This window comes from Tenacibaculum aquimarinum (assembly GCF_022478115.1).
GTDB classification, from domain to species: domain Bacteria; phylum Bacteroidota; class Bacteroidia; order Flavobacteriales; family Flavobacteriaceae; genus Polaribacter; species Polaribacter aquimarinum_A.
The window spans coordinates 352,111-377,106 of sequence record NZ_JAKGSC010000001.1; the positions used below are offsets into that span (position 1 = coordinate 352,111).

The following is a 24,996-nucleotide window of genomic DNA, read 5'->3' on the forward strand; positions in this document are numbered from 1 at the left end:
GTTTGCCAAAATTAATCATTTTCTATCATCTAATAAAATAGAAAAAGAAAAATAGATAAATCCATAGTACATCTACAAAATGCCAAAAGATTGCACCTAGCTCAAAACCAAGTGTTTCCGTGGCATTATACTTGTTTTTAAAATGATTATAAATAACAACTAATAACACAATTACACCTGCAATTAGGTGTAAAACGTGCATTAAAGTTATTCCAATGATAAAAGAAGTAGACACTGTGCTTCCTGGACCGGTGAAATAAAGTCCAGAACTTTTTAGTTGATCAAAGCCTACATATTGATACCAAATAAATCCAATTCCTAAAATTAGTGTAATTATTAGAAATATTCTTGATGTTGGTACATTATCTTTTTTTAATAATTTTTGCGATATAAATAATGTTATACTGCTTAAAACAATTAATGCTGTACTTATATAAAATGCTTGAGGTAAATCAAAAGTTACCCAATCATCACGTTTCATGCTAATAACATATGCACTTGTTAAACCTGCAAAAAACATAACCATACTAATCATTGAAACCCATAACATAGGTTTTGCAGATTTTCTTCTAGCTACAGTTAATTCTTTATCTACTTGTTCTCTATTATTCATTTAATGTAAAAATTTATCTACAACATAAATTATTTGCACTAGTGTTATATATAAAACACTCGATAACATTAATTTACGTGCATCAATATTACTTTCAGATTTGTGTAACTTTATTCCAAAATACAACATAACTGCACCTAATAGCGCTATAATTATTGCTGTCATTGGATATATATAGAAGTTTCCTGACATTTTTAAAACTGGTGCAACGGAAACTAAAATCATTATAATTGTGTAAAAAATAATTTGCTTTACAGCACTTTTATCTTTTTTATTCATTGGTAACATACCAAATCCAGCTTTTTTATATTCTTCAAACTGTAACCATCCAATTGCCCAAAAGTGAGGGAATTGCCAAAAAAACTGAATCATAAAAAGCATTCCTGCTTCTATACCAAATTGATTTGTTGCTGCAACCCAACCTAACATAAAAGGAATTGCTCCTGGAATTGCTCCCACAAAAACAGTTAATGGTGTTACTGCTTTTAATGGCGTATAAGCACAAGCATATAAAAATATTGAAACAGCCCCAAATAAAGCCGTTTTAGGGTTTATGTAATATAAAATTGAAAGACCAACAATTGTAAACAGAATTGCTATTGTTAAAGCTGTATTTACACTCATTCTACCTGTTGGTAAAGGTCTGTCTTTAGTTCTTTGCATTAAAGCATCGGTATCTTTCTCTATTACTTGATTAAATGCATTTGAAGCACCAACCATTAAGAAACCACCAATTGTAAGTAAAATTAAGGTAGTATAATTTATAGTTTCTGCTGCCAATAAATAACCTGCAACCGAAGAAAAAACAACACTTAAAGACAAGCCTACTTTGGTAAGTTGTTTAAAGTCTGAAATGAGCGTTTTCACAGATGTTTTATTGTTTAAAATAATGGTAGAATTCATCGAAAATAATTCGAATGCAAAGATATTCTATAAATATGGATTTACCATAATTTTCATAGCTAATTATAGGAAAATAAGATTGCTTATCTAAAAATCAAAATACCAGTTAAACAAATCTGCACGTAAGCCAACTGTAAACCAAATATTGGTATCTGCTTTAAATGTTGCAGTTGGAGTTTCTGGAGAAAATTTTCTAAAAGATAAACCTGCAAATAAGCTTAATTTGTTTGATGGATTCAACAAATAATTACCCTGAGCATCAAACATAAAAATTGTGGCTGTGTTTCCTTGCCCTATTGAATTGTTTGTATCACTTACTCTAATATCATAAGATTGATAAATGTTACCACCATAACTAACAGTTCCATCTTTATCGAAACCTCTTTTTCCTAAAATAAGTTTTCCATAACCACTCCAACGATCTTTCTTATAACGAGCAATACCAATCATCTCCCAGAAATTTGCTCCCCATAAATGCCCAATTGGTTGGCTATAATGCCCATAATTTAACACTGGATTTTGATGTGCGAATGTATAAGGCCTTGCATAATTAAATTCTCCTTGTAGAAAAAGATTTTTCACATTTAATGCATCAAACCATTTTGCCCCAAGTTGTAATCCAAACTTATTTCTCCAATCACTTAAATTTGTTAAGTTTCCGAAAGAAAATTCATCTATTATCAATTGAGAATATCCCATAAACTTATCTGAAAATTTATATTTCGAAGTTATACCTATTAAAGCATTACCTACATCTTCACCTCTATTAAATTCCACAGAACGGTAAAACATTAACGGGTTAAAGAAAGACATATCTATTCCATTTTCTCCTGCAGAAACAGCTGCCTCAAAGAAACCTAAGTTAAATTTATCTGTTACATTAATACTTAAATAATGCATTGCAATGTATTTACGCAAATGTGCTCTACCATTTTCATTTGCAGCAAATTCCCTTACATCTTGCGCCCACATCCAAATGTTAGTATATTTAAATTTCCAAAAACTAACATCCATTTTTAAATAAGTAGCGGGTGATGATACGTCTGAAAGTAAAAAAGAACGGTAACCATCTCCAATAAAATTTTTCCCATGACCTAATTGAACATTAAGAAACTTATTAGGTGTATAAGACATGTAACCTTCTGCCACTGGATAATCATAACCAGTCCCAAATTCTTTAGCCTTACCACGTCCAGGAACTAATCCTTCTGAACTTACAGGCTTAAAGGTTTCTTTATCAGGATTGCTTGCAAACAAGTTTATATATTCCGCAAACCTTCCTTGACTTTCATATATTGTAGTAGAAAACGAAAACTTATCACCTAAGCCTCCATCTATTTTCATTAAACGTGTATTATTATACGTGTATTTTTGACTATCAGAATTATCTTTTCCTAATTGAACATCAACTAAAAAATCTAATGTTAACCAATAATCTTCCTTTTTTACTTGAAGTAAATGTTCATTCCAAAGTTTACGCCCAAACCAAGATTTTTTTTCTGGCTTTAAAAAAGGTGTTTTCTCTTTTTCAAAATCATAAACCTGGTTAATTTCATTATAAATATAAGGTTTTGAAGCAGTATGCATCCCTTTATTTTTATGTAACGCATATTCATAATCCACATAACTTTGATGCGTAAAAGGAATATTTAACTGACTATTATGTTCTAAAAAAGTGCTATCCGCTAGTTTTTGCTGAGCAACTACAACATTAATATCTAGTTTAGGTTCTTCATGTATTTTAATTTCTGAAGGATTATTTGAAAGCGGAAAAGTTATTGGTAGTACAAAGCGCATTTCTACAGTATGATTATTGTAGGTCGCTGCTTTAACTGAAGGCATTTTAGCAAAAACACGATTAACTTCCGTTTTTAATTCTTTATATGGCGAATTAACCAATAAACTATTAAACGCACCTTTTTCATCAACATAAAAAAGAACATTAATTGTTTTATTGAAGTTCTCTTTTTCTAATACCTCAGGGACTTTAAACTCTTTAAAGAAATATGTATTTGCTTGTTGATAAAAACATTTTTCTTGATTTTCAACAGATTCATTTTCGCATTCTTTAAACATTGGATAACGTTCAGAAGTCTGTGAAAAAATTAATGTTGGAATAGTAAGAAGTAAAACAAGTATAAATTTCTTCATTATATATTAAAGTTTCGTAACTCTTTTTTCTTTTAATTGATATTTTTCTAAACTCTCTGAGCAAGTTGCCAATCCGTTTTCATCAAAATTAAGACGATGACCATATTCACTAACCCAACCAATATGTTTTGAAGGATTACCAACAACTAAAGAATACGGCAACACTTCTTTTACAACAACTGCTCCAGCACCAATAAAAGCAAACTCACCAATATCATTTCCGCAAACTATTGTTGCATTTGCGCCGATACTAGCACCTTTTTTTACGGTAGTTTTTAGGTATTCGTTTTTGCGATTTACAGCACTTCTTGGGTTTATAACATTGGTAAAAACCATTGAGGGACCAAGAAAAACATCATCCTCACAAGTTACACCTGTATAAATTGAAACATTATTCTGAACTTTAACATTGTTACCCAAAATTACTTCTGGTGAAACCACTACATTTTGACCAATATTACAACCATCTCCAATTGTACAATTAGGCATTATATGACTAAAATGCCAAATTTTTGTGCCATTCCCAATTATACATCCGCTGTCTATTACAGCAGTTTCATGTGCAAAAAAATCATTCATAATTAATAGTTTGTTTCTGTTTTTAAATTTAAAATAATTTGTTTTGCTGAAGAAGTTCCAATTCTATCCACTCCAATAGAAATCATTTTTTTAGCTTGTTCAAAAGTTTTAAGACCTCCAGCAGCTTTTATTTTTAATGGTGAAGCATTTTCTACTATTAATTTCATAGCTTCAAAAGTTGCTCCACTTGGTTTATTATTTCCAGTTTGAAAGAATCCTGTTGATGATTTTACAAAAACATTCTCAAAACTTGATTCCTCAAAATTACTGATAACTGTATTTTTAATCAATTGTGAAAGTACAATTATTTCTTCATTTGATAATGCAGCAATTTCTATGATCCACTTTATAGCTTTATTATTTTCCAAACAAAGCTTAGTACAGCTTAGAATTTCAGATTTTATCAATGCTAGATTTCCTTTTTTAAATGCTTTGTAATTGACAACAAAATCGAGTTCGTCTGCGCCTAATGCAATTGCGCTTTTTGCGTCGGAAATCTTACATTCAACTGAAGAATTTCCTTCAGGAAAATCTATGACAGTTCCAATTAAAACCTCTGAGTTATTTTTAGCAATCAGTTCTTTAGCAATAGTAATATAGTTGCTACGAAGCATTACCAATTTCATCTTATATTGAATCGCATCTTCAATAAGCGCAATATTTTTTTGAGTAGTTTCATTAACAGAAATATTGGCCTGTTCAGCAGTTTTAAGATATGTGCTATCTAAATAATTATTAACTTTCATTAGTAGCAAAAATAAAAAAACTCAGCAATAAAGCTGAGTTTTAAAATTTTATTCTACATGAAATGTAATAGGTAAAGTATATTTTACTTTAACAGGTTTCCCTTGCTGTTTCCCTGGTGTAAATTGTGGAATTTTATCTACAATTCTTTGCACTTCTTTTTCTAATCGTTTATGAGGTGCTTTTATTTTTACCTGTGTAACATTTCCTATTTTATCTATTACAAACAATGCGTACATTTTCTTTTTACCTGAAGACAATCCTAAATCTTGACCTAAACCACTATTAAAATGTTTTTGTACATGCTTAGATATTTTTCTAACAAAACACTTTTTATTTTCTTCTTTAGGCAAACCTTCACAACCTCTATAAATTGGAACTTCTTCTAAAAAAACAAAACTTTTGGGATCATCATTATCGTCAATATGTTCTTCCTCTTTAATAACTGGAACTTTATTAAAATCGATAGGTTGTGTTTTATCTTCAGAAGGCAAATTAATTACTTTTGATACTGTTTCATCATTAGTTTTATTAATTACACTTAAAATAGTTGTTGTTTTTGGCTTAACTGGCTCATGAAATTTGGGCTTAGGTATATCTTTTATAAATGCCATTGGAGGAGTTTCATTAATTACATAGGTGTTTTCTCCTGGATCATAATCTTCAACTAAATTTTTCTTTTCTACTGTTTCAAACTCTAAAACTGCATAGACTGTAAATAAGGTTAATACCAAACCTAGTTGCATAAATACTGTTGAAAATTTTTCTAATTGTTTTCTTGGCTTTTTCTTTAAGTTGCTCATAATAAGATAGTTTTAATGTTAAGACTATGTTAAGACAAGAAACATGCCATTACAATGTTAATTAAAATTTTAACATTTAAAACAACAAAAAACGCAACTCAAATGAGTTGCGTTTTTTAAAATATAAAAATATTTTTATCTATTCTACATTAAAAGTAATTGGTAGTGTATAACCTACACGAACCGCTTTACCTCTTTGTCTACCTGGTTTCATTTTAGGTAACTTTTTTGCTATACGAATAGCTTCTTTCTTTAATCTTGGGTGTGGTGCTCTTGCATTAATAGCAGTAATACTTCCATCTTTATCAATTTTAAATTGAACATAGATTTTTTTCTTACCTGGCGCTAAACCTAACTCATTAGCTAACTCAGCATCAAAGTTTCTTTGTACGTGCTTACGCATCTTTTTATTTAAACAATCTTTCTTTTGTGCTTTTGTTCCTGTACAACCTGGAAAAACTGGTACTTCTTCAATAATTGAAAAAGGAACGTCTTCTACAACTTCTTCTTCCTCTTCTACCTCAACAATTTCCTCTACTTCTACAGCTTCAGTTTCATCTGTTTCTGTAGTTTCAATTACTGTTTCTTCCACCTCTTTATCATCTTCTACCACTTCAATCTTTTCTGGAGTTGGTGGTGGTGGAGTTTTTGGTGGTGGTGGTGGTGGCGTATTTTGAATAATAATTGTTTCTTCTTCAATTTCATTTGCCATGTTAGCATCTGCTAAAGAAGACACAGACTTATCATACGTCTTTTGCTCAATTGCTACATACGTTACAAATAACGCTAAAACCAAACCTAGTTGCATAAACAACTTGCTGTAATTCTCTAAATTTGATTTTGGATTTTTCTTAATTTCCATCCTAAATAGTTTTTAATAGTTCGCTAATTTACTTAATTTTTTATGACTTATACAAGCCTAAACGTTAAATAGCTCGTTTTTTTTCAATTTTCTTATTAAAAATTAACATTGCTATGATTGCTCCTAATGTGTTTGCAAGCATATCTAAATAACTTGCTTCCCGGTAATCGGTTATTGTTCCTTGTAAAACCTCAATAATTATGCCGTAAAGAATACAACCAATAACTACTGAGTATTTAATTTTATTTTTTGATAGAGTTGCTCTAACTGCAAACAACCAACTTAAAGTTAAAACTAAATAAGCAATTAAATGTTCAATTTTATCAATATTAGAAATTGCAACAACAGGCTGATTACCTAATTTTATTAAACTCAAAACAGCAATTACAACAGTTATTGCAATTGCTATAAAAAAAATATTATCCTTTAATAAGTTCTTGATATGCTTCAGCATTTAGTAAGTCTTTAATTTGACTTTCATCTTCAATTTTAAGCTTAATCATCCAACCTTCTCCATATGGATCTGAATTTACCAATTCTGGCTCATCTTCTAAAGCTTCATTAAATTCAATTACTTCGCCTTTTAAAGGCATAAATAAATCTGATACAGTTTTTACTGCTTCAACAGATCCAAAAACTTCGTCTTTTTCTACTGTTTCATCTAATGTATCTACATCTACATAAACGATGTCTCCAAGTTCTCCTTGTGCAAAATCGGTAATACCAATTGTTGCTGTATCACCATCAATTTTAATCCATTCATGGTCTTTTGTGTAACTTAAATCTGTAGGTATGTTCATTGTAATTTTATTTTATAGTTTATCGTGTTAAATTATATATTATGTTTATTCCGGCGTTTATAGCTTGTCTTGGGAATGTTGTTGATATTGCGTATTTATACGTTTGATGATTGTAATAAAAAGAAGCGGTAAGGTTTTTATTTAAATTATAATCTGCTATAAACTTAAAGCTAAATAATTTTTCTCCTCCAGTAATCTGATTATTTCCTTCATCAATTGCTCTAATTTGAGTTATGTTGTCTCTCATTGAAACATCTGCTCTTAGGTTTATGTCTCCTTTTAATACTTCTTTTTTACCTGCAAAACGTGTATTAAATTTCACATCTCTAATTCTGTACCCAAATCCAACCACATATTCAGTTCCCTTAATATCTGTTAATGTGTTATTATTAAAGTTAAGTGTTAATGCTCTATCCTTTCTTATTTCACCTTTAAATGAAAAAGAATTTCTCATTCTAAAATCTACTTTAATTAAGGGTGAAAACTCGTCTATTAATGTTGCTGAAGATATTAATAATTGAGATTGATAGTTTCCTGCAGAATTTTTTACTGGTAAATTTGAAGAACTAATTGGCTGATCAGCATTAACTCCTTCATATAATAAATTATTTGTGTATCCACCAATTGTATATGAAGAATTATAACCATGAGAAACCGAAAATGCAGCAAAGTTTTTCTTAAACCATTTGTACTTCATTAAACCATTATAACGCAAGGTCCAATTAGGAATTGGAATATTTTTAAAGATTCCTGTATCTACAGAATTAGGATCTTTCCCTGAATATGCTGCCATAAATGCTGGCAACAATACCTCTTGATTAGAATTTGTATAACCATCTACAGGAAAACCATTTTCAACAGAAAGTCTATTAGCAACATCTGTTCTAAAATCTAAGAAATTTTGAAACAACACATCTGCATCTGTAAAAGCAGTTCCTAACATAAAATAACTTGAACTAAAGTTACCTGTTTCAAAAGTTTTAAGTGCCGTATTTTGTTCGTATCCTCCATTTCCATCAGGAATTACATCTAATTGCTGATTTAAACTATTCGTTTTAATTCTATTCCCTCGAACATCAATAATAAGATCTCTAAATGGTTTTACAGAAACGGTATAATCTAACTTCTTTAAATTATTTCTTCCGTAGGTTTTGTTATAATATTCTTCGTTTGCTTCTCTTGTAACTAACCAATTATTTTCGATTGCTCTGTTTAATATTTCTGTTTGGCTTCCAAAAACAAATCCGAAAGTTGGTGCTAAACCTCCACCAACATTATCTCTTCCTAAAAACCCAACTGTTGGCGTATAACCTTGCAACATTGTTTGGTTTGTTTCAGAATAACTGATTTTTGCTTTTTTAACGGAAGTAATTACATCATAGAAACCTTTTAACACCTTTTGTCCTGTAGATGCATTTTTCTTTAAATTTCTTGTAGGTGTTGGTTTTGATAAATTACCTAGAGTAGGACCGCCTTTAGCTACTCTTTTAGATTGATTTTTATTCCCTTTTATAAATAATTTATCTAGTTTAATATTTTTATAAAAACGACTAAAATCAATGGTACTACTTATATTATGACTGTTGGCATTCTGTATCATATTACCAACCTTATCTACATAACTTTGTGATGCTGCTTGCCAATCAAAATCTGCTGTATAGCCATAATCTGCATTTATAAAGTTTAGAGCAGGTATTTTTTTCAACGGTATTTGATAGGTTGCGTTTAATTTTTGATGATAATGATCTGGACGACCTATTGCAAAGAATTTATCGAACACATCTAATTGCTCGTTTTGATTGTCGTAAATGTAATTATTAGTAGCATTAAAGTTTAACGCTAACGATTTTGTTAAATCGAAACCAATAGTATAATCCCAATTAAACAAAAACCTTCTTTGTGTTAATGTTGGTTGAGATGGTAAAGGATTTAACGGATCGTTTAATAAATTTCTTGACTGTTGTTCTGTGTAATTCCTGTTAATATTAGAATTTATTGCTAATGTTTTAGGAACTGGATTTATATTAATATCTCGAATAACTTGCCACCATTTCCCTTTTAAAAACTCAGATTTTTTAAACGGTTCTATAACCCAAGGTTGAAAGCCAAAATTATAATTTGCACCAGCAAGCACATTTTTATTTGTATAACTTTCTATGTTATAATCTTTATGAAACTCTTCGTTATAAGCATACGAAATTGAGAAATTTTCTGCATCGTAAAACTTAGGTTTCTTTTTACTTTCTGGATTTCTATTCTTTTTTACATTGATAAAACTAATACTCTTTCTTCTTGTATAATCTTGTGCATTTTTACTATTGGGATTTACTTCTAAAGCATCTGCAAGTTCTACATCCTGATACTGAGGATCGTATTTTGGATCACGAAATTCTTCACCATACGTATAACTCATTGGTATTTGCATGTTCCATTTTTTAGGCATCATTTTACCTACCTGAACGGTTGTTGCAACATCATATTGTTTTACTTCCTCTATACTACGTTGTTGTACTCTATCTTCTACATTACCAAAACCAATAGTACTCATTCTTCCCGCTAAAGAAACATCTGCAACATCTGCAAAATTTGCATCAGCATTAACAACAGCTGCCCAACCTCCTTTATTATCGAAACCAACTGCACGCAATTCATTAAACCAAACCTCTGCACTTTTCTCTGTAACAGAACTATTTTTAACCCCTAACATTACAGTTCTAACCTGTGCTAAAGTTGGATTACCTTTTACTCTAATTACCAAACCATCTTCATCTGCCACTGCTACAGCAGGATATAGTTCATTTATTGCTAAACCTGCTCCATCTCTTTCTACCTTTAACTTACCTAACCTATCTAAAGCTAAATCTAAATTATTTGCTTCTGGCCATGCTTCTAAAGCTGTAGGATTTGCTAAAACTGTTGATAGTTTTAAAGGCATTTCAATTTGATAAAAATTATCATTTAAATCAGTTCCTAAACGTATAACTGCAACAACATCATCATCTTCTGTTAAATTAGTAGATTTAGCGTCTTCTAAATGAATAAACATTTTAAGGTTTTCGTATCTACGTAAATCAATGCTAATGTTTTTATAAATAGCTCTAATCTTTTCTTGTTCTAAATTTTTCACTTTTAAAGAAACAGATTGCTCATTTTGACGCTGAATAGTATTTGTTCCTTGTAATTGTTCTCTTAATATTCCTGGAGGTAAAACGTAACGTTCTTCATTTTGTTCAATATTTACAACACCTACCTCAAAGTTGTTTAATTCTGGATTGGTAAGGTTTTGTTGTGGTAATGTAGCCGGATCTAACGTTTTAGTATATCGACGCCAATCTCCACGAACCAATTCTAATTCTCCCATACGTAAAACTACAGGCATCTTAAATTTTGTAAGATACATACGCATAAAACGAATGCTGTTAAAATCTGTAATTCCACCTATTTTTTGATCATCAGTTATATTACGTAATGGAATTCTAAATTGGTACCAGGTTGTACTTCTAGATGCTCCATTTGCTAAAGTAACGGTAGTTGTTTTTGTATCAACAATATTATTTTGCCCTAATTCTAAATCACTTTTATTTAATGAAACTCTATATTCAAAATAACTTTCTACAGAGTTCATTGTTTGATCCTTATTTATATCTTCTACATCTGGATATGTTGTAGATGATGTTGGATACGATTCTGTAGATTGATTTATCGTTGGCGAGTTTCCTTCAGTATTATTATATAACTTATAACGAGATAGAACAGAAGCATTTTGATTATCTAAATTACTTCCTCTAAAAAATTGGAAATTGTCTCCCGCAGGATCTTCTAAAGAAGAAAACGCTGGAAATTTAATTCGTTCTTCTTCATCTGACAAACCGTCTAAACCTAAATCTTGATTAACTCTTGCCGCTTCTTCTGCATCAAAAGAATATAATATAGATTGATTAAAAGGTACATCTCCCCAAGTTGTTGCAATTGTATTACTTGGTGTTTTTATTCCATCTGCTGGTAAACCATTTTCATATTGTTTACGATTATCTTTTAAAATATCTTCTGATATATTACCTAAGTTTACATATAAATCTCCAACTTGGTTTATAGGATTGGATGGATCAACTCCAACAGGCAAACCTTCTTCAGTAGTTATCGAATAATTATCATACGGGTCTTGTAACCAAAACTGAAGATATTCTACGTTTGATTGTTCAAAATTATTTGTGGTAGTTAAAGCTCGCATAATTCCTCCCCAACGATCTTCTGGGTCAGAAAATGTTCCATCTGCATTAACAGTAGAACTTGTGTCAAAATTATAAGTTCCTCTTTCACTTGGAAAGTATGCTAAATCTAAAGTTCTAACAAAGTTAAGCTGCGTTATATCTAAATCTGTATTTGGAAATAATTCCGAATAACGAATTTGACGTACTTCTTCTCTCGATAATTCTTCGTTATTAATATTATTTGGTCTGTTACCACTATCACTATAAAAAAGCTGATCTATAGTATACCAAGACATACGAGCTCTTTTATTATTATATTGTAAATCGTTACTTAAATCTCCTCTAAAAGCTGGAAATGTTGGTGTATTTGGTGTACTTGCTGTAAACCATTGTAAAGGAGAACTTAAATCTATTGGAATTTGAGAAGCTTCAAAGTCATCTACATAAGATGTTGCTTGCCCGTCAACGTCAATTCCACTTGGAGAACCAGGAAGTAAATATGCCATATCTGCTCTTACAGATAAGTTTGAAGGCACATCTGTATCTACAAAAGGTAACTTATTTGCTAATTTTGTAAACAATGGAACTTCCGTAGAATAATCTACATTAAACCCTAACATTATATTATCTATAGGTTCTGCTCCAAAATTTACTTTTGGTGTAATTGGAGATTCATTTACATTTAAAAATGTACCACCAATAACAAAATTTTCAGAAAAACGGTGTTCAACATCAACTCCAAAGAATGTTTTTCTTTGTTGATTAAAAAACTGCTGATTTTCTACTCGTGCAGTAATAGGAATACCTGATGCTTCTAAACCTGGATCTAAAATTTGCACACGTCCTAATTGATAATCTACTACATAATCGACTCCTTCAACTAATGCACGTCCACCAGCGGTAACTCTAACAGATCCACGTGGAATATTAAAAGCTCCTAATGAAATTCCTCTTGCTGTTTCTGACTTAAAATATCCTTTTAAAAAGAATTTATCTTTATTCTGATATTCGTTTTGCGCTTGTGCTTTGGTTGTTAAATAAAGCTCATTAAATGTATATCTATTTTGATCACTTACTAACGAAAGTCTCGCCTCTAGATCTTTCCCAAAAGGTTCTGGCTCTGGAAATATAACATATCCTCGCTGAGAGTTTATAGTAATTCCTTCTACAAAATCGAAAAAACCATCTCCATCTGGCACCGAAAACTGACTTTGATCTAATTTATCTAAATCTAAAAAGTTTAATAATGGTTTATTTTGTATTGCTGTATCATCAGCATTTTGTAAAGTATTTTGCAAAATTCCTGTTTCGTCATCTCTATACAGTAATTCAAATCTAAATCCGTCTTGTGTTAACGGAAATGCACCTAAAGCATAGACATTTTTCATCATTAACCTCCACGTAGGAAAAGCAACATCTGGCGATCCATTTGTTATGGTTCTTAAAATTTCGCTACGCAATAATTTTACTGCAATATTTGCTGGTGCCGCAACTCCATCATTAGAAAACTCTCCAACTCTAAAAACACTTTCTCCATTGGATGCTCCAACAACCGTATATTCAAAAGCAACACCTAATACTTCACCATCATTTAATCTTCTATTTAAAGAAATAAAACCTAATTGTGGATGCAATGTAAACTCATTAGGCTGTAATCTTCTTGCATTTTGTAAATAGGAATAATCTGTTCCTTGTTCTGCACTAGCAACTTCAGATCTAATAGCAGAATCTACTGTAGAAACATCTCTAATTCCACCTGTTTGCACTAATAAATTTGAAATATTATTTACTTCGTTATACGGTAAATTTACTCCCATTCCCCCAACATTTACAGTTGCTGGGGAATTTGGCGTAACGTTACTGTTAACCAAGTTTTCCGGGCTAGATTCACCAATATCTGCAAAACCAACTATACTTCTATAATCTTGTGTGTTTGCATTTCTATTAGTTACCCAAACCTCAACTCTTGTAATATTTACAGGACTAGTAATTAATGGATAATTAGATAATGCGTTTTTATAAGTATCTCTAAAGTATTGTGATAAAAAGAAGTGACGATCATTATCGTAATCTGTTGCTCTTAACTCAAAAGGCTCAATGGTTGCACCACCTTCTGCAACTACTGTTTTACTTTCTGAATTTTGCTGAGAAAACGCTGCAGTAACATATGTTTTACCGAATTGCAATTCAGTTTTTACACCAAATAAAGATTGTGCACCATTAATTAGAGAATTTTTAATTGGCATGCTAATATTACCAGCTTCAATATTTCTTATAATATCGTCATCAGTTGGTGTGTATTCTAATTTAATTTGGTCTTGAAAACCAAAAGTTGCTTGTGTATCGTAATTTGCAGTAACTTTTAAACGCTCTCCAACTTTTGCTAAAATACTTGCACTAATTTGTTGGTCAAAATCAAATGTAAAACTACTTTGATTATCTATAGAAACCTGTGGATTCTCGTTATTTTGATATATACCTCCAAGTTTCAGATTTATTTGTCCGCTTGGAATAACCTCAACTGTTGTTCCGCCGAATACACTTTCAAAAAACTTTGAATTTACATAATACTTAGGTAATAAATTCTTTTGCGCTTGTTGATTTCCTTTTCTTTTTGAATTTGTAGCAGCTACTTTTTCTTTAAAATAATCTTTCATATCGTTCTTTAAACGATATTTTTCATATTCTTCTGGTGTTAAAAATATTGGTGTGCTTACATAAAAATCACCAACTTTTTCTACAATAACAAACTTGTTTAATTTTGCATCGTAACTAACAATTGTTTCCGACGGATTGTTTAAAAACAAACCTCCGTTTTGGCTGTTATTAAAGTTATATTTTAATGGAGCAACACTATCTCTTGGCGTAGTTTGAGAAAACACAAAAACACTTACAAATATTGCAAGTGTCGTTAAAAGTATATCTAAAAATCTTTTTTTCAATTTCAATTATAAATTTTTTAATGCCTGTTTTATTAGTGTTTCTACACTTGCTGTTGGCATTTCTTTTAAAACGTTATTTACTACTTTATCGGCTTGTTTTTTATTAAACCCTAAAACCTCTAATGCAGATAACGCTTCTTCTTTGTTTGTATTGCTTTCTACTACTGAAACTTCATCAATAGCAAACGTTTTTAAAATTTTGTCTTTTAAATCTATAATTACACGTTGTGCTGTTTTTGCGCCAATTCCTTTTACAGATTGAATAACAGTAACGTTTTCACTAGCAATTGCATGCTGAACTTCTTCTGAAGTCATCGATGACAACATGGTTCTTGCAATACTTGCACCAACTCCAGAAACTGAGATTAACAACCTAAAAACCTCTCGTTCTGTTTTATTTACGAAACCAAAAAGCGTATGAGCATCTTCTCTAACCGCTAAATGTGTATAAAACAAAACAGCTTCTCCTTCAGGAATTGCAGAAAAAGTATTTAAAGAAATGTGCAACAAATACCCAACACCATTACAATCTACTACAACGTACGTTGGATTTTTCTCTACTAATTTTCCTTTTATTTGTGTAATCATTGAATGCTTTTTACAAGGCTTCTAAAGTAGGTAAATTATTTGTTTTGAAAAACTGATTTTTAGTTCTTTAATTTCGCCTTATTTTCTTTGTTTTGTGCGTCCACAACTGCTACTGCAGCCATGTTTACCATTTCATCTACACTTGCACCTAACTGTAAAACATGTACAGGTTTACTAAATCCTAAAATAATTGGCCCAATAGACTCTGCTTTATCAATTTGTTTTAACAATTTATAAGTAATATTTGCCGATTCTAAATTAGGAAAAATTAACACGTTTACTTTTTTACCATTTAATTTAGAAAAAGGAAACTCTTTTGCTAACATTTCTGGATTTAACGCAAAATCTGCTTGAATTTCCCCATCAACATTTACATGAGGAAAATGACGATGAATATACGAAACAGCTTCTCTAATCTTTCTAGAAGTCTCAGTATTTGAAGACCCAAAGTTTGAAAAAGATAACATAGCAACATTTGGTTTCATACCAAACATTTTTGCTAACTGAGAAGTCATTTGACAAATTTTAGCCAAATCTTTTGCTGTTGGATTTACATTAATAGTTGTATCAGCTAAAAACATTGGACCTTGTTTTGTTAGCATTAAATTGGTTGCTGCGATACGGCTAACGCCTTTATCCCTTTCAATCAACTCTAACATTGGTTTTACTACTGTTGGATAAGGTCTAGAATATCCAGTAACTAGAGCATCCGCTTCACCTTCATTTATCATCATTGCTGCAAAATAGTTACGCTCACGCATTAACTTTTTTGCTTCTGATAAAGTTCTTCCTTTACGCTGTCTTGTTTCCCAATATGCATTTCCGAAACGAGTTCTTCTCTCTTTTTCTTCATCCGTTTTTGGATCTATAATTGGCACATCCGCAGTAAAACCTATCTCTTCTTTTAGCTCTAAAATCAGCTCTTTTCTTCCTAATAAAATTGGTTTTCCTAATTTCTCTTCATGCACTCTTTGTGCAGCTTTTAACACATCTAGATGATCTGCTTCTGCAAAAACAATACTCTTAGGATTACTTTTAGCACGGTTGTGTAGTAATCTAATTTCTTTACTTCCACTTCCAGAACGCTCCATTAATTCTTCGCGATATTTATCCCAATCTAAAATTGGTTCTAAAGCTACTCCAGAATCCATTGCCGCTTTTGCAATTGCTGGTGGAATTTCATAAATTAAACGTGGATCAAAAGGTTTTGGAATTATATATTCTTTTCCGAAGGATAAACTCACTTCATCATACACAATATTTACTTGTTCTGGAACCGATTTTTTTGCTAAATCTGCCAAAGCATGTACAGCAGCCATTTTCATTTCTTCGTTAATTGCTGTTGCTCTAACATCTAATGCTCCACGGAAAATAAACGGAAATCCTAATACATTATTAACTTGGTTAGGATGATCTGATCTTCCTGTTGCCATAATAATATCGTCTCTTGTATCTATCGCTAAATCGTACCCAATTTCTGGATCTGGATTTGCCATTGCAAACACAATTGGATTCTTTGCCATAGCCAATAACATTTTTGGAGTTACTACATTCCCCATTGAAAGTCCAATAAAAACATCTGCATTATGCATTGCTTCTTCTAGAGTTTCTACATCTTTATCTGTAGCAAACTCTGCTTTCTGAGAAGTTAAATTATCTCTATCTTTTCTGATAACACCTTTGCTATCACACATGACAACATTTTCTCTTTTTACGCCAAGTTTCAGATACAAACGAGTACAAGAAATTGCTGCAGCTCCAGCTCCGTTTACCACAATTTGAACTTTAGAAATATCTTTCCCGTTAATTTCTAAAGCGTTTTTTAAAGCTGCCGCAGAAATAATTGCTGTACCATGCTGGTCATCATGCATTACAGGAATATCTAATTCCTCCTTTAATCTTCTTTCAATTTCAAAAGCTTCTGGTGCTTTAATATCTTCAAGGTTTATTCCACCAAAAGTTGGTGCAATAGCCTTCACTGTTTCTACAAACTTATCTACATCTGTTGCATCTACCTCTATATCAAATACATCTATATCTGCAAAAATCTTAAACAACAAACCTTTTCCTTCCATTACGGGCTTAGAAGCTTCTGGGCCTATATCACCCAAACCTAAAACCGCTGTTCCATTAGAAATTACAGCTACCAAATTTCCTTTGGCAGTATATTTATAAACATTGTTTTTATCTTTTTCAATCTCTAAACAAGGCTCTGCAACTCCTGGAGAATATGCCAAAGCTAAATCGTGCTGAGTTGCATACTTTTTAGTAGGTATAACCTCAATCTTTCCTGGCTTAGGTTTTGCATGGTATAATAAAGCTTCGTGTCTTTTTCTAGAATCACTCATAAGTTTGTTAATTTGAACTAACAAATATAATAGTTTAGCTCGAAGTTCTTATAATTAATAAACTTTTGTAACATCTTTAACATTTTTTAGTCGAATACCTAACTAATGATATTATATGTTTGTAAAACACAACCTAAATACTATGAAAAAAATTACTACACTACTTTTTGTTTTTATATCTATTAGTGTTTTTTCTCAAATTAGAGGAACTGTAACTGATACAAATAATAAAAAACTGTCTTTTGTTAGCGTTTATTTAGATGGAACGGTAACTGGAACTACTACAAATAATAACGGAGAATACATATTACCAATCACCAAAACAGGTAATCACACTTTAATTTTTCAGTTTTTAGGGTATAAAACATTAAAAAAAGCTATTAAGATTGATGCTTTTCCACATAATTTAAACGTAAAATTAACTGAAGAAGAATTTGTTTTAGATGAAGTTTTAATTTCTTCGGAAGAAGATCCTGCTAACAAAATAATTAGAAACGTAATTGCAAACAAGGAGAAAAACACCGATAAAATGGCTGCTTATACTGCCAAATTTTATTCTCGTGGTTTGTTTAAAATTAAAGATGCTCCAGAAAAAATATTGGGACAAACTTTGGGCGATTTTGGTGGCGGATTAGATTCTACCCGAAGTGGAATCATCTATCTTTCTGAAACTATTTCTAATATTTCATTTCAGAAAAAACCTCAAAAATTTAAAGAACACATTGTAGCCTCTAAAGTTAGCGGACGCGACAACGGAATTTCTTTCAATAGAGCTGAAGAAGCTAATTTCGATTTCTATCAAAATCAAGTTGTGGTTGCAGATGCTAATCTAGTTTCGCCAATTGCCAACAATGCGTTTGGTTTTTATAAATTTAAATTAGAAGGTATCTTTTATGATAAAAACGGAAAACTCATCAACAAAATAAAAATTACACCAAGAAGAGAAAACGACCGTGTTTTTACCGGCTTTATTTATGTAGCCGAAGACGATTGGATGTTATACGGAGTTGATGCAACTGTAACTGGAACACAAGTAAATATTACTGCGGTTGATAAATTGCATTTTAAACTGAATTATAATTTTTCTGAAGCCCAAAAAACCTGGGTTTTAATTTCTCAAACGGTAGATTTTAAAATAGGAATGTTTGGTTTTAATGTCAATGGTCGTTTTTCTGCAGCATATTCTGATTATAATTTCGTACCAAATTTTACAGATAAAACATTTACAAATCAAGTATTATCTTTTGAAGAACAAGCCACAAAAAAAGATTCTGTTTACTGGAATAAATTACGCCCAGTTCCTTTAACTGTTGAAGAAACTAAAGATTACACTATAAAAGACAGCATTAAAATTGTTAGAAAATCTAAAAAATATTTAGACTCTGTAGATGTAAAAAGAAACAAACTAAATTGGCTTTCTCCAATTACAGGTTACACGTACAGAAACTCTTATAAAGATTGGAGTGTACGATTTAATTCGCCATTAACAAGTATAAATTTTAATACTGTACAAGGATATAATGCTACCGTTGGATTAAGTTATTTTAAACGTTTAAATGATGAAGGAAAATGGTGGAATACTGGGGTAGATTTAAATTATGGTTTATCAGAAAAAAAACTGAGACCTGTTTTTTACTTCAATAAGAAATGGGATAATTTAAAGCGTCCAAGATTAAATATTTCTGGAGGAATAAGTACGCCGCAATTCAATAATAGAAATCCTATTTCTAAATTATACAATAGTTTTAATTCAATCTTCTGGGAACGTAATTACTTAAAAATATACGAAAAAACGTTTGCTAGAATTGGGTATTCTCAAGAAGCGGTAAACGGTATTTTAGTAAATGGTTCTTTGGAATACGCAAACAGAAAACCGCTGTTTAATACTACAGATTATTCTGCAATAAATAGAGATAATGTTAGCTATACCGTTAATAATCCACAATTGTTTAACGAACATAAAATTTGGTCTTTAAATGTTGGCGCAAACATTACTTTTGGGCAAAAATATTTACTGTATCCAAATCGAAAATTTAATATGGATAGCAATAAATATCCTTCTTTATATATTGGATATCGTAAAACATTTGGAGCAGATAATGAGCAGTTAAATTCCGATTTATTTACCGCAAGATTACATCAAAATATAACGGTTGGTAATTTAGGTAATTTTAGATACAACATCCGCTCTGGCATCTTTTTAGAAAAGAAAAATATAGCTTTAATGGATTACCTTCATGCAAACGGAAATCTACTAAAACTAACACCAAACAATAATCATACAAACCGATTTAACTTATTAGATTATTATGCCTTTAGCACTAATGATAAATATGCAGAAATGCATGCAGAGCATAATTTTAAAGGAGCAATTTTGGGTAAAATTCCGCTAATAGAAAAGCTGAATTTTCATTTAGTTGGTGGCGCAAAAGCATTATTTACAGCAGACAGAAAACCATACACAGAATACTCTGTTGGTATTGACAATATTGGTTGGGGAAAATGGCGTGTTTTACGTGTAGATTATGTACGTTCTAATTATAACGGACAAACAAATAACGGTTTTATTTTTGGCTTGAGTTTGTTTTAAGAGACCAGCAAAATTTAGTTTTTTTCTAAACTCATTTTTGGGTAACTTCGCTAACGTTGAATATAAGTCATTAAAACGACGCATATTCAGAAATACATTGTACTTAATTATGAAAAAAATACTAACCCTTTTTTTACCGATTTTATTTTTGAGTTGCGGAAGTCAAAAATTTGAAGCTATAGATTCAGAAAAGAAAATTAATGAACTATTTAAATTGAAGAAAGTTGTTGTAAATTATCCTGAAAGTTGGACATACAAACTAGACCATAATTCAATTGCTTACACGCCAAAGGATTTGAATGATTATTTGCATAAATGTAAAGTTCAGATCTTCAATTTTAATGGATCAATCTTGGAAATAGGTCCGATTAATCAATTAAACAAATCTAAAGAGGAATTAGAAAAAATTGGTTTACCTAAAAATATACAAACTAGGTTTGGAAATACAGATATTTATAAGGTAACCAACATTTATGAATTGAGGAATACCGAGGAATTAATTACTTATATTTTTCATTTTTCACACAAGAATAATTTTTACATATTGAGATATCAAGCAGACAAAAAATATTTTGATAAATACTTGAAAGATGTTGATTACTTTATTGAAAATTTAGATTTTAAGAATGATAAAAACTAAGCACAACACCGTATAAAATTTATGCTTAAATTTAAACAAAAATTGAAACAATATACATTTTAGCAAACCGATTTGTTCTGGCAGATAATCCTGCGGATTTTCAGTCGCACAAATCTTATACAAACACGTTAGCGAATCTTCAAAAAAACAATGAAAATTAAAATACTACTTTTCGGAATTACATCAGATTTACTAGAAACTTCATCTTTAGATTTTGAAGTTGACACTAATTCTTCTGTTGCAGATTTAAAGAGTGCCTTATTGGTTAAATATCCACAGTTAAAAAACATCAATAGCTATGCAATTGCTGTAAATGAAAGTTATGCAGACAGCACTTTAATACTTCAAGAAAATGATGTTATTGCAATTATTCCGCCTGTTTCTGGAGGATAAAAATACTTGTAGTCATTTCGAAATAAGCCTTTTTAGACGATTGAGAAATCTAAAAATGAGATTCTGAAACAAGTTCAGAATAACAAGATTGAATGAACTTACTTCAAATACTTTTTATCCATATAAAAAGTTCCGAATGGAATTACAGAACATAACAATACAATTCCTAGTGTTTTGTTGCTCCAATTCATTTCTTTTTTAATAACAATTGCCAAAACAATATATAGCATAAAAAGAATTCCGTGTGGCATTCCAAGCATTTTTACATAAGACGCATCTCCTTGCAAATACTTTATTGGTGTCGCTATAAAAAGCAATAATAAGTAGGAAACTCCTTCAAAAAAACTAACAATTCTAAATATGTTTTTCATAATAAATTAGATATTTATTTAAGTTGGCAAAGATACAAGTTTGTTTTGCTATTTTTGTTTGTAAATCGCTGAACTTGACTCAGCATCTCATAAAAATGGAAAAAACTTCAATAAAAGTTACATCTAAAAAACTCGATTTACAAGAATGTTACAATTTTGTAACAGACGATTCTTGTGGTGGAATTGCAGCGTTTGTTGGTACAGTTAGAAACGACACACAAGGAAAAGAAGTAATTCAACTAGATTTTTCTACCTACAAACCAATGGCAATTAAAGAAATGCAAAAAATTGCTGATTTAGCATTGGATAAATTTAAGATTGAAAAAATTGCCATTCATCATGCAGAAGGAATGCTGCAAATTGGTGAAATTCCTGTAATTATTACCGCTTCTGCAAAACATAGAAAAGCTGCTTTTGATGCTTGTCAATTTGCTATTGATACGTTAAAAGAAACAGTGCCTATTTGGAAAAAAGAGCATTTTTCTGATGGCGAAGTTTGGGTAAATGCACATCCTTAATCTTTAGACTTTAGACTTTAGACTTTAGACTTTAGACTTTAGACTTTAGACTTTAGACTTTAGACTTTAGACTTTAGACAAAACTAAACAATCTCCATTTTCTGTAACAAGAAAGAAGCATTCATATTTTTGCAAACTCCATTTTTTAATGTGTAATCGAAATGTAATTCGTCTTTAATAATTTCTGCATCAAAATAATAGTTTTTAACTTCAGAAAACTCATTTTCTAATTCGCACAAACTAACATCATGTGTTGCAATAATTCCGGTCGATTTAGATTTCGTCAATTTTTCAACAAACTTTTTAGAACCAATTGCTTTGTCTTTGCTGTTGGTTCCTTTTAAAATTTCATCTAAAATGATAAAATATTTTTCTTGTTTTATTTCATCAACAATAAATTTTAATCGCTTTAATTCTGAATAAAAATAAGATTCGTCTTCCGTTAAAGAATCAGTAGTTCTCATACTTGTAATCAGTTTTATTGGCGAATACAAAAACGATTCTGCACAAACTGGCAAACCACAATTTGCCATAACAATAGACAAAGAAACAGTTCTTAAAAACGTGCTTTTCCCTGCCATATTTGCTCCAGTTACAATAAAAAACTGCTCGTCATCAATTAAAAAATCATTATCAACTCTCTTTTTCGCATCTAATAAAGGATGTCCTAAATTACACGATTTTATAATTTCTTTTGCGGAAGAAATTTTAGGAAAAACAAACTTTGGGTGATTAAAATGAAAGTTAGACAACGAATTTTGAGCATCGAAAAAAGCAACAACATTAAACCAGTCTTTTACAGTATGTTTATAGTTGACAATCCATTTTTCTGCATTTACAGCATTTCTAATTTCTGATAAAAAAAGTCCGTTTCCAACAACAGAAATTAAGATATTATTTCGTTGATCAAACGCATCTAATATTCTTGAAAATTCTTTAAAAATAGCCGATGCTTTTTTGCTTTCTGAATTGATTATTTTCTGTTTTTCTGACAATATTTTTGAAGTAAACTCCTCGTTTTCAATTTCATTTAACAACACATGATATTGTTTAAATGTTTTTCTAACTTCATCAGTATCATTATATAATTTTTGCGTTCTTTTAAAGAAAACTCCTGTTATAGCAAGTCCAATAAAAAACCATAAAACCAATATTGAAAATGAAATAATACCAAAAGAAAGCAAACCAATTAATACTAAAGACACAATTGAGAAAGCAACTTGAATTATAGAAAGGAATTTTGGAAATACAGCAGTGTAATTCGTAAGCCAATTTACAATGTTTCTTGATGTGTTTTTTACTGAAACCAAACTTGCCAAAGCTGCAAAATGTTGGCGCCATTTTACTTTTTGAGACAACTCTTTTATAGTGTTTTGTTTCTGAACAATGTCATCAATGTTGTTTTCTGTAAATGTATTCGCAAGCAACTCTTTTCCATCATTAGTTGTAGTTCTATTTACAAATTGAAAAAAAGAACCTTTTCCAAACAAGTCTATATCATTACTATAAAAATGTGATGGATTAATAAATTTTCCTCCTGTTTCTAAATGATGAAAATCACGATTTATCGCTTTTATTTCGGTAGTATTTACAGCTATTTTAGCATCGATAATTGCTCTTTTTCTTTTTAAATCGATATGTTTTGTTACCAAGAAACTAAACAATAAAATACCTAAAAAAGCAATGATAAAAACATCTGGATATTTACCAAAAGTTAAATACACTAAAAATGCTGTTGTTAAAAAAACAGCAAACCTAAACACACTTAAATTAATTGATTTTCTTTTTAAAACAGCAGCTTGTTCTTCTAAGTCAGCTTTTAGATCTGTATAAAACTCTAATAGATTTTTCATTTAGTAATTTGTAATTCCTCCAACCAGACTTAACATAGTTGCTTCAGGAAATTTTTCTTTTAATAATTTTATTGCAGTATAACTTGAGTTTCCTTTTTGACAGACAAAAACATACTCTTTATTTTCCTTCGGAATAAAGCCAAAATTTGGCAATTGAGAAAGCGGAATATTCTCGTCAACTTTAAACGGATATTCTATTTCTTGATTTGCTATTACTGAAATAATTTCCACCTCATTAATCTTATTTTTTAGTTTGTCAGCAGATATTAACCAATCAGGATTTCTAATTTCACAACTTGCATCAAAATACGTTTCATTTTCAAAAATTTGTTCAATATGTTCTTTTGAAACTGTATTATTTAGCTTCATTTTTAATTGTGAATTTTGTAAAAAATTATAAACTAATAATTGTCTAATCAGTAATTTATCTAAATTTAAAATCCACTTTAAAACTTCATTAACTTGTTGCATTGCAATTACACCAACAATAGGATTTAAAGTTCCAGCTTCTTCACAATTTGGAACATCAGTTGCCATTTTTGGAAACGCATCTCGTAAATTAGAACTTCTTGTTCCATCTTTTTGTAAAACGTTAAAAGTAGCTACATAACCATCAAACTTATACAAAGAACCATAAACCAAAGGCTTATCTTTTAAAACACAAGCATCATTTATTAAGTATTTTGTTGGTAAAGAATCTGTTCCATCTACAATAATATCATACTCTGAAATTAACTCAAACACATTCTCTTTTGTAATTGGATAATCACTAAAACTAACTTCAGTAAATGGCGCTCTCTTTTTTATAAATTCTGATAAAACTGCTGCTTTTGATTGACCAACATCATCCAACGAAAAGAAAACTTGTCTATGTAAATTGGTAATATCAACAGTATCAAAATCTACTAAATGAATTTTACCAACGCCACTTGAAGCTAAATACACTGCAATTGGACTTCCTAAACCTCCACAACCAACCACTAAAACTTTTGCGTTTTGTAATTTTTGTCGCCCTTCTTCTCCAACTTCTACTAAAGTTGTTTGGCGTTTAAAAAGCTGTTCTTTTGTTGGTTTCATTTTATACTTT

General features: G+C 30.5%; 19 protein-coding genes. 4 read left to right on the forward strand and 15 right to left on the reverse strand.

Annotation, left to right across the window (positions count from 1 at the left end; translation table 11 throughout):
* Positions 1–25 precede the first annotated feature (25 nt).
* From L1S33_RS01695 to L1S33_RS01750, 12 genes are all read right to left on the reverse strand, one after another.
* Complete coding sequence (locus tag L1S33_RS01695; RefSeq protein ID WP_072556076.1) at positions 26–613, reverse strand: cytochrome c oxidase subunit 3; 588 nt, start codon at positions 611–613, stop codon at positions 26–28.
* Positions 614–1,516 (reverse strand): heme o synthase, encoded by a 903-nt coding sequence (cyoE, locus tag L1S33_RS01700; RefSeq protein WP_240560938.1) that lies wholly within the window; start codon positions 1,514–1,516, stop codon positions 614–616. It lies immediately after the preceding gene.
* 87 nt (positions 1,517–1,603) lie between these two features.
* On the reverse strand, positions 1,604–3,667 hold the full coding sequence (locus L1S33_RS01705; RefSeq protein WP_240560939.1) for a gliding motility protein RemB: 2,064 nt from the start codon (positions 3,665–3,667) through the stop codon (positions 1,604–1,606).
* A gap of 6 nt (positions 3,668–3,673) precedes the next feature.
* Positions 3,674–4,246: an acyltransferase gene (locus L1S33_RS01710; protein ID WP_240560940.1), complete on the reverse strand. Its 573-nt coding sequence runs from the start codon at positions 4,244–4,246 to the stop codon at positions 3,674–3,676.
* 2 nt (positions 4,247–4,248) lie between these two features.
* On the reverse strand, positions 4,249–4,992 hold the full coding sequence (gene deoC / locus L1S33_RS01715; protein ID WP_240560941.1) for a deoxyribose-phosphate aldolase: 744 nt from the start codon (positions 4,990–4,992) through the stop codon (positions 4,249–4,251).
* A gap of 48 nt (positions 4,993–5,040) precedes the next feature.
* On the reverse strand, positions 5,041–5,793 hold the full coding sequence (locus tag L1S33_RS01720) for an energy transducer TonB (protein WP_240560942.1): 753 nt from the start codon (positions 5,791–5,793) through the stop codon (positions 5,041–5,043).
* Positions 5,794–5,932: 139 nt separating this feature from the next.
* Positions 5,933–6,655, reverse strand: a complete 723-nt coding sequence (locus L1S33_RS01725; protein WP_240551268.1) for an energy transducer TonB — start codon at positions 6,653–6,655, stop codon at positions 5,933–5,935.
* 64 nt (positions 6,656–6,719) lie between these two features.
* Entirely contained in the window at positions 6,720–7,109 is a 390-nt protein-coding gene (locus L1S33_RS01730) for a VanZ family protein (protein WP_240560943.1), read from the reverse strand.
* Positions 7,075–7,455 (reverse strand): glycine cleavage system protein GcvH, encoded by a 381-nt coding sequence (gene gcvH / locus L1S33_RS01735; RefSeq protein WP_240551266.1) that lies wholly within the window; start codon positions 7,453–7,455, stop codon positions 7,075–7,077. Before gcvH ends, L1S33_RS01730 begins: the two co-directional genes overlap by 35 nt.
* 19 nt (positions 7,456–7,474) lie before the next feature.
* Entirely contained in the window at positions 7,475–14,614 is a 7,140-nt protein-coding gene (gene sov, locus L1S33_RS01740; RefSeq protein ID WP_240560944.1) for a T9SS outer membrane translocon Sov/SprA, read from the reverse strand.
* Positions 14,615–15,196: a Holliday junction branch migration protein RuvA gene (gene ruvA / locus L1S33_RS01745; RefSeq protein WP_240560945.1), complete on the reverse strand. Its 582-nt coding sequence runs from the start codon at positions 15,194–15,196 to the stop codon at positions 14,615–14,617. It lies immediately after the preceding gene.
* Between the two features lie 59 nt (positions 15,197–15,255).
* Positions 15,256–17,544, reverse strand: coding sequence for an NADP-dependent malic enzyme (locus L1S33_RS01750; RefSeq protein WP_240560946.1), 2,289 nt, complete (start codon positions 17,542–17,544; stop codon positions 15,256–15,258).
* 142 nt (positions 17,545–17,686) lie between these two features.
* On the opposite strand from L1S33_RS01750, the gene L1S33_RS01755 reads away from it, so the two are divergent.
* From L1S33_RS01755 to L1S33_RS01765, 3 genes are all read left to right on the forward strand, one after another.
* Positions 17,687–20,134 (forward strand): DUF5686 family protein, encoded by a 2,448-nt coding sequence (locus tag L1S33_RS01755; RefSeq protein WP_240560947.1) that lies wholly within the window; start codon positions 17,687–17,689, stop codon positions 20,132–20,134.
* Between the two features lie 109 nt (positions 20,135–20,243).
* Complete coding sequence (locus tag L1S33_RS01760) at positions 20,244–20,774, forward strand: hypothetical protein (protein ID WP_240560948.1); 531 nt, start codon at positions 20,244–20,246, stop codon at positions 20,772–20,774.
* A gap of 150 nt (positions 20,775–20,924) precedes the next feature.
* Positions 20,925–21,167 (forward strand): MoaD/ThiS family protein, encoded by a 243-nt coding sequence (locus L1S33_RS01765; RefSeq protein ID WP_240551261.1) that lies wholly within the window; start codon positions 20,925–20,927, stop codon positions 21,165–21,167.
* Between the two features lie 98 nt (positions 21,168–21,265).
* Here L1S33_RS01765 and L1S33_RS01770 read toward each other — a convergent pair whose 3' ends face one another.
* Complete coding sequence (locus L1S33_RS01770; protein ID WP_240560949.1) at positions 21,266–21,538, reverse strand: DUF3817 domain-containing protein; 273 nt, start codon at positions 21,536–21,538, stop codon at positions 21,266–21,268.
* A gap of 95 nt (positions 21,539–21,633) precedes the next feature.
* Between L1S33_RS01770 and L1S33_RS01775 the strand changes: the two genes are divergently transcribed.
* A complete protein-coding gene (locus L1S33_RS01775; RefSeq protein WP_240560950.1) occupies positions 21,634–22,056 on the forward strand; it encodes a molybdenum cofactor biosynthesis protein MoaE in 423 nt (140 codons plus the stop codon).
* An 83-nt stretch (positions 22,057–22,139) separates the two neighbouring features.
* Here the strand turns inward: L1S33_RS01775 and L1S33_RS01780 are convergent, their stop codons facing one another.
* Positions 22,140–23,909, reverse strand: coding sequence for a MutS-related protein (locus L1S33_RS01780; RefSeq protein ID WP_240560951.1), 1,770 nt, complete (start codon positions 23,907–23,909; stop codon positions 22,140–22,142).
* Complete coding sequence (locus tag L1S33_RS01785; protein WP_240560952.1) at positions 23,910–24,986, reverse strand: HesA/MoeB/ThiF family protein; 1,077 nt, start codon at positions 24,984–24,986, stop codon at positions 23,910–23,912.
* Positions 24,987–24,996: the final 10 nt, after the last annotated feature.

Excerpts from the sequence above, each read along its gene's own strand:
- L1S33_RS01695 (WP_072556076.1), bottom strand. The coding sequence starts at position 613 with ATGAATAATAGAGAACAAGTAGATAAAGAATTAACTGTAGCTAGAAGA.
- cyoE (WP_240560938.1), bottom strand. The coding sequence starts at position 1,516 with ATGAATTCTACCATTATTTTAAACAATAAAACATCTGTGAAAACGCTC.
- L1S33_RS01705 (WP_240560939.1), bottom strand. The coding sequence starts at position 3,667 with ATGAAGAAATTTATACTTGTTTTACTTCTTACTATTCCAACATTAATT.
- L1S33_RS01710 (WP_240560940.1), bottom strand. The coding sequence starts at position 4,246 with ATGAATGATTTTTTTGCACATGAAACTGCTGTAATAGACAGCGGATGT.
- deoC (WP_240560941.1), bottom strand. The coding sequence starts at position 4,992 with ATGAAAGTTAATAATTATTTAGATAGCACATATCTTAAAACTGCTGAA.
- L1S33_RS01720 (WP_240560942.1), bottom strand. The coding sequence starts at position 5,793 with ATGAGCAACTTAAAGAAAAAGCCAAGAAAACAATTAGAAAAATTTTCA.
- L1S33_RS01725 (WP_240551268.1), bottom strand. The coding sequence starts at position 6,655 with ATGGAAATTAAGAAAAATCCAAAATCAAATTTAGAGAATTACAGCAAG.
- L1S33_RS01730 (WP_240560943.1), bottom strand. The coding sequence starts at position 7,109 with ATGCTGAAGCATATCAAGAACTTATTAAAGGATAATATTTTTTTTATA.
- gcvH (WP_240551266.1), bottom strand. The coding sequence starts at position 7,455 with ATGAACATACCTACAGATTTAAGTTACACAAAAGACCATGAATGGATT.
- ruvA (WP_240560945.1), bottom strand. The coding sequence starts at position 15,196 with ATGATTACACAAATAAAAGGAAAATTAGTAGAGAAAAATCCAACGTAC.
- L1S33_RS01750 (WP_240560946.1), bottom strand. The coding sequence starts at position 17,544 with ATGAGTGATTCTAGAAAAAGACACGAAGCTTTATTATACCATGCAAAA.
- L1S33_RS01755 (WP_240560947.1), top strand. The coding sequence starts at position 17,687 with ATGAAAAAAATTACTACACTACTTTTTGTTTTTATATCTATTAGTGTT.
- L1S33_RS01760 (WP_240560948.1), top strand. The coding sequence starts at position 20,244 with ATGAAAAAAATACTAACCCTTTTTTTACCGATTTTATTTTTGAGTTGC.
- L1S33_RS01765 (WP_240551261.1), top strand. The coding sequence starts at position 20,925 with ATGAAAATTAAAATACTACTTTTCGGAATTACATCAGATTTACTAGAA.
- L1S33_RS01770 (WP_240560949.1), bottom strand. The coding sequence starts at position 21,538 with ATGAAAAACATATTTAGAATTGTTAGTTTTTTTGAAGGAGTTTCCTAC.
- L1S33_RS01775 (WP_240560950.1), top strand. The coding sequence starts at position 21,634 with ATGGAAAAAACTTCAATAAAAGTTACATCTAAAAAACTCGATTTACAA.
- L1S33_RS01780 (WP_240560951.1), bottom strand. The coding sequence starts at position 23,909 with ATGAAAAATCTATTAGAGTTTTATACAGATCTAAAAGCTGACTTAGAA.
- L1S33_RS01785 (WP_240560952.1), bottom strand. The coding sequence starts at position 24,986 with ATGAAACCAACAAAAGAACAGCTTTTTAAACGCCAAACAACTTTAGTA.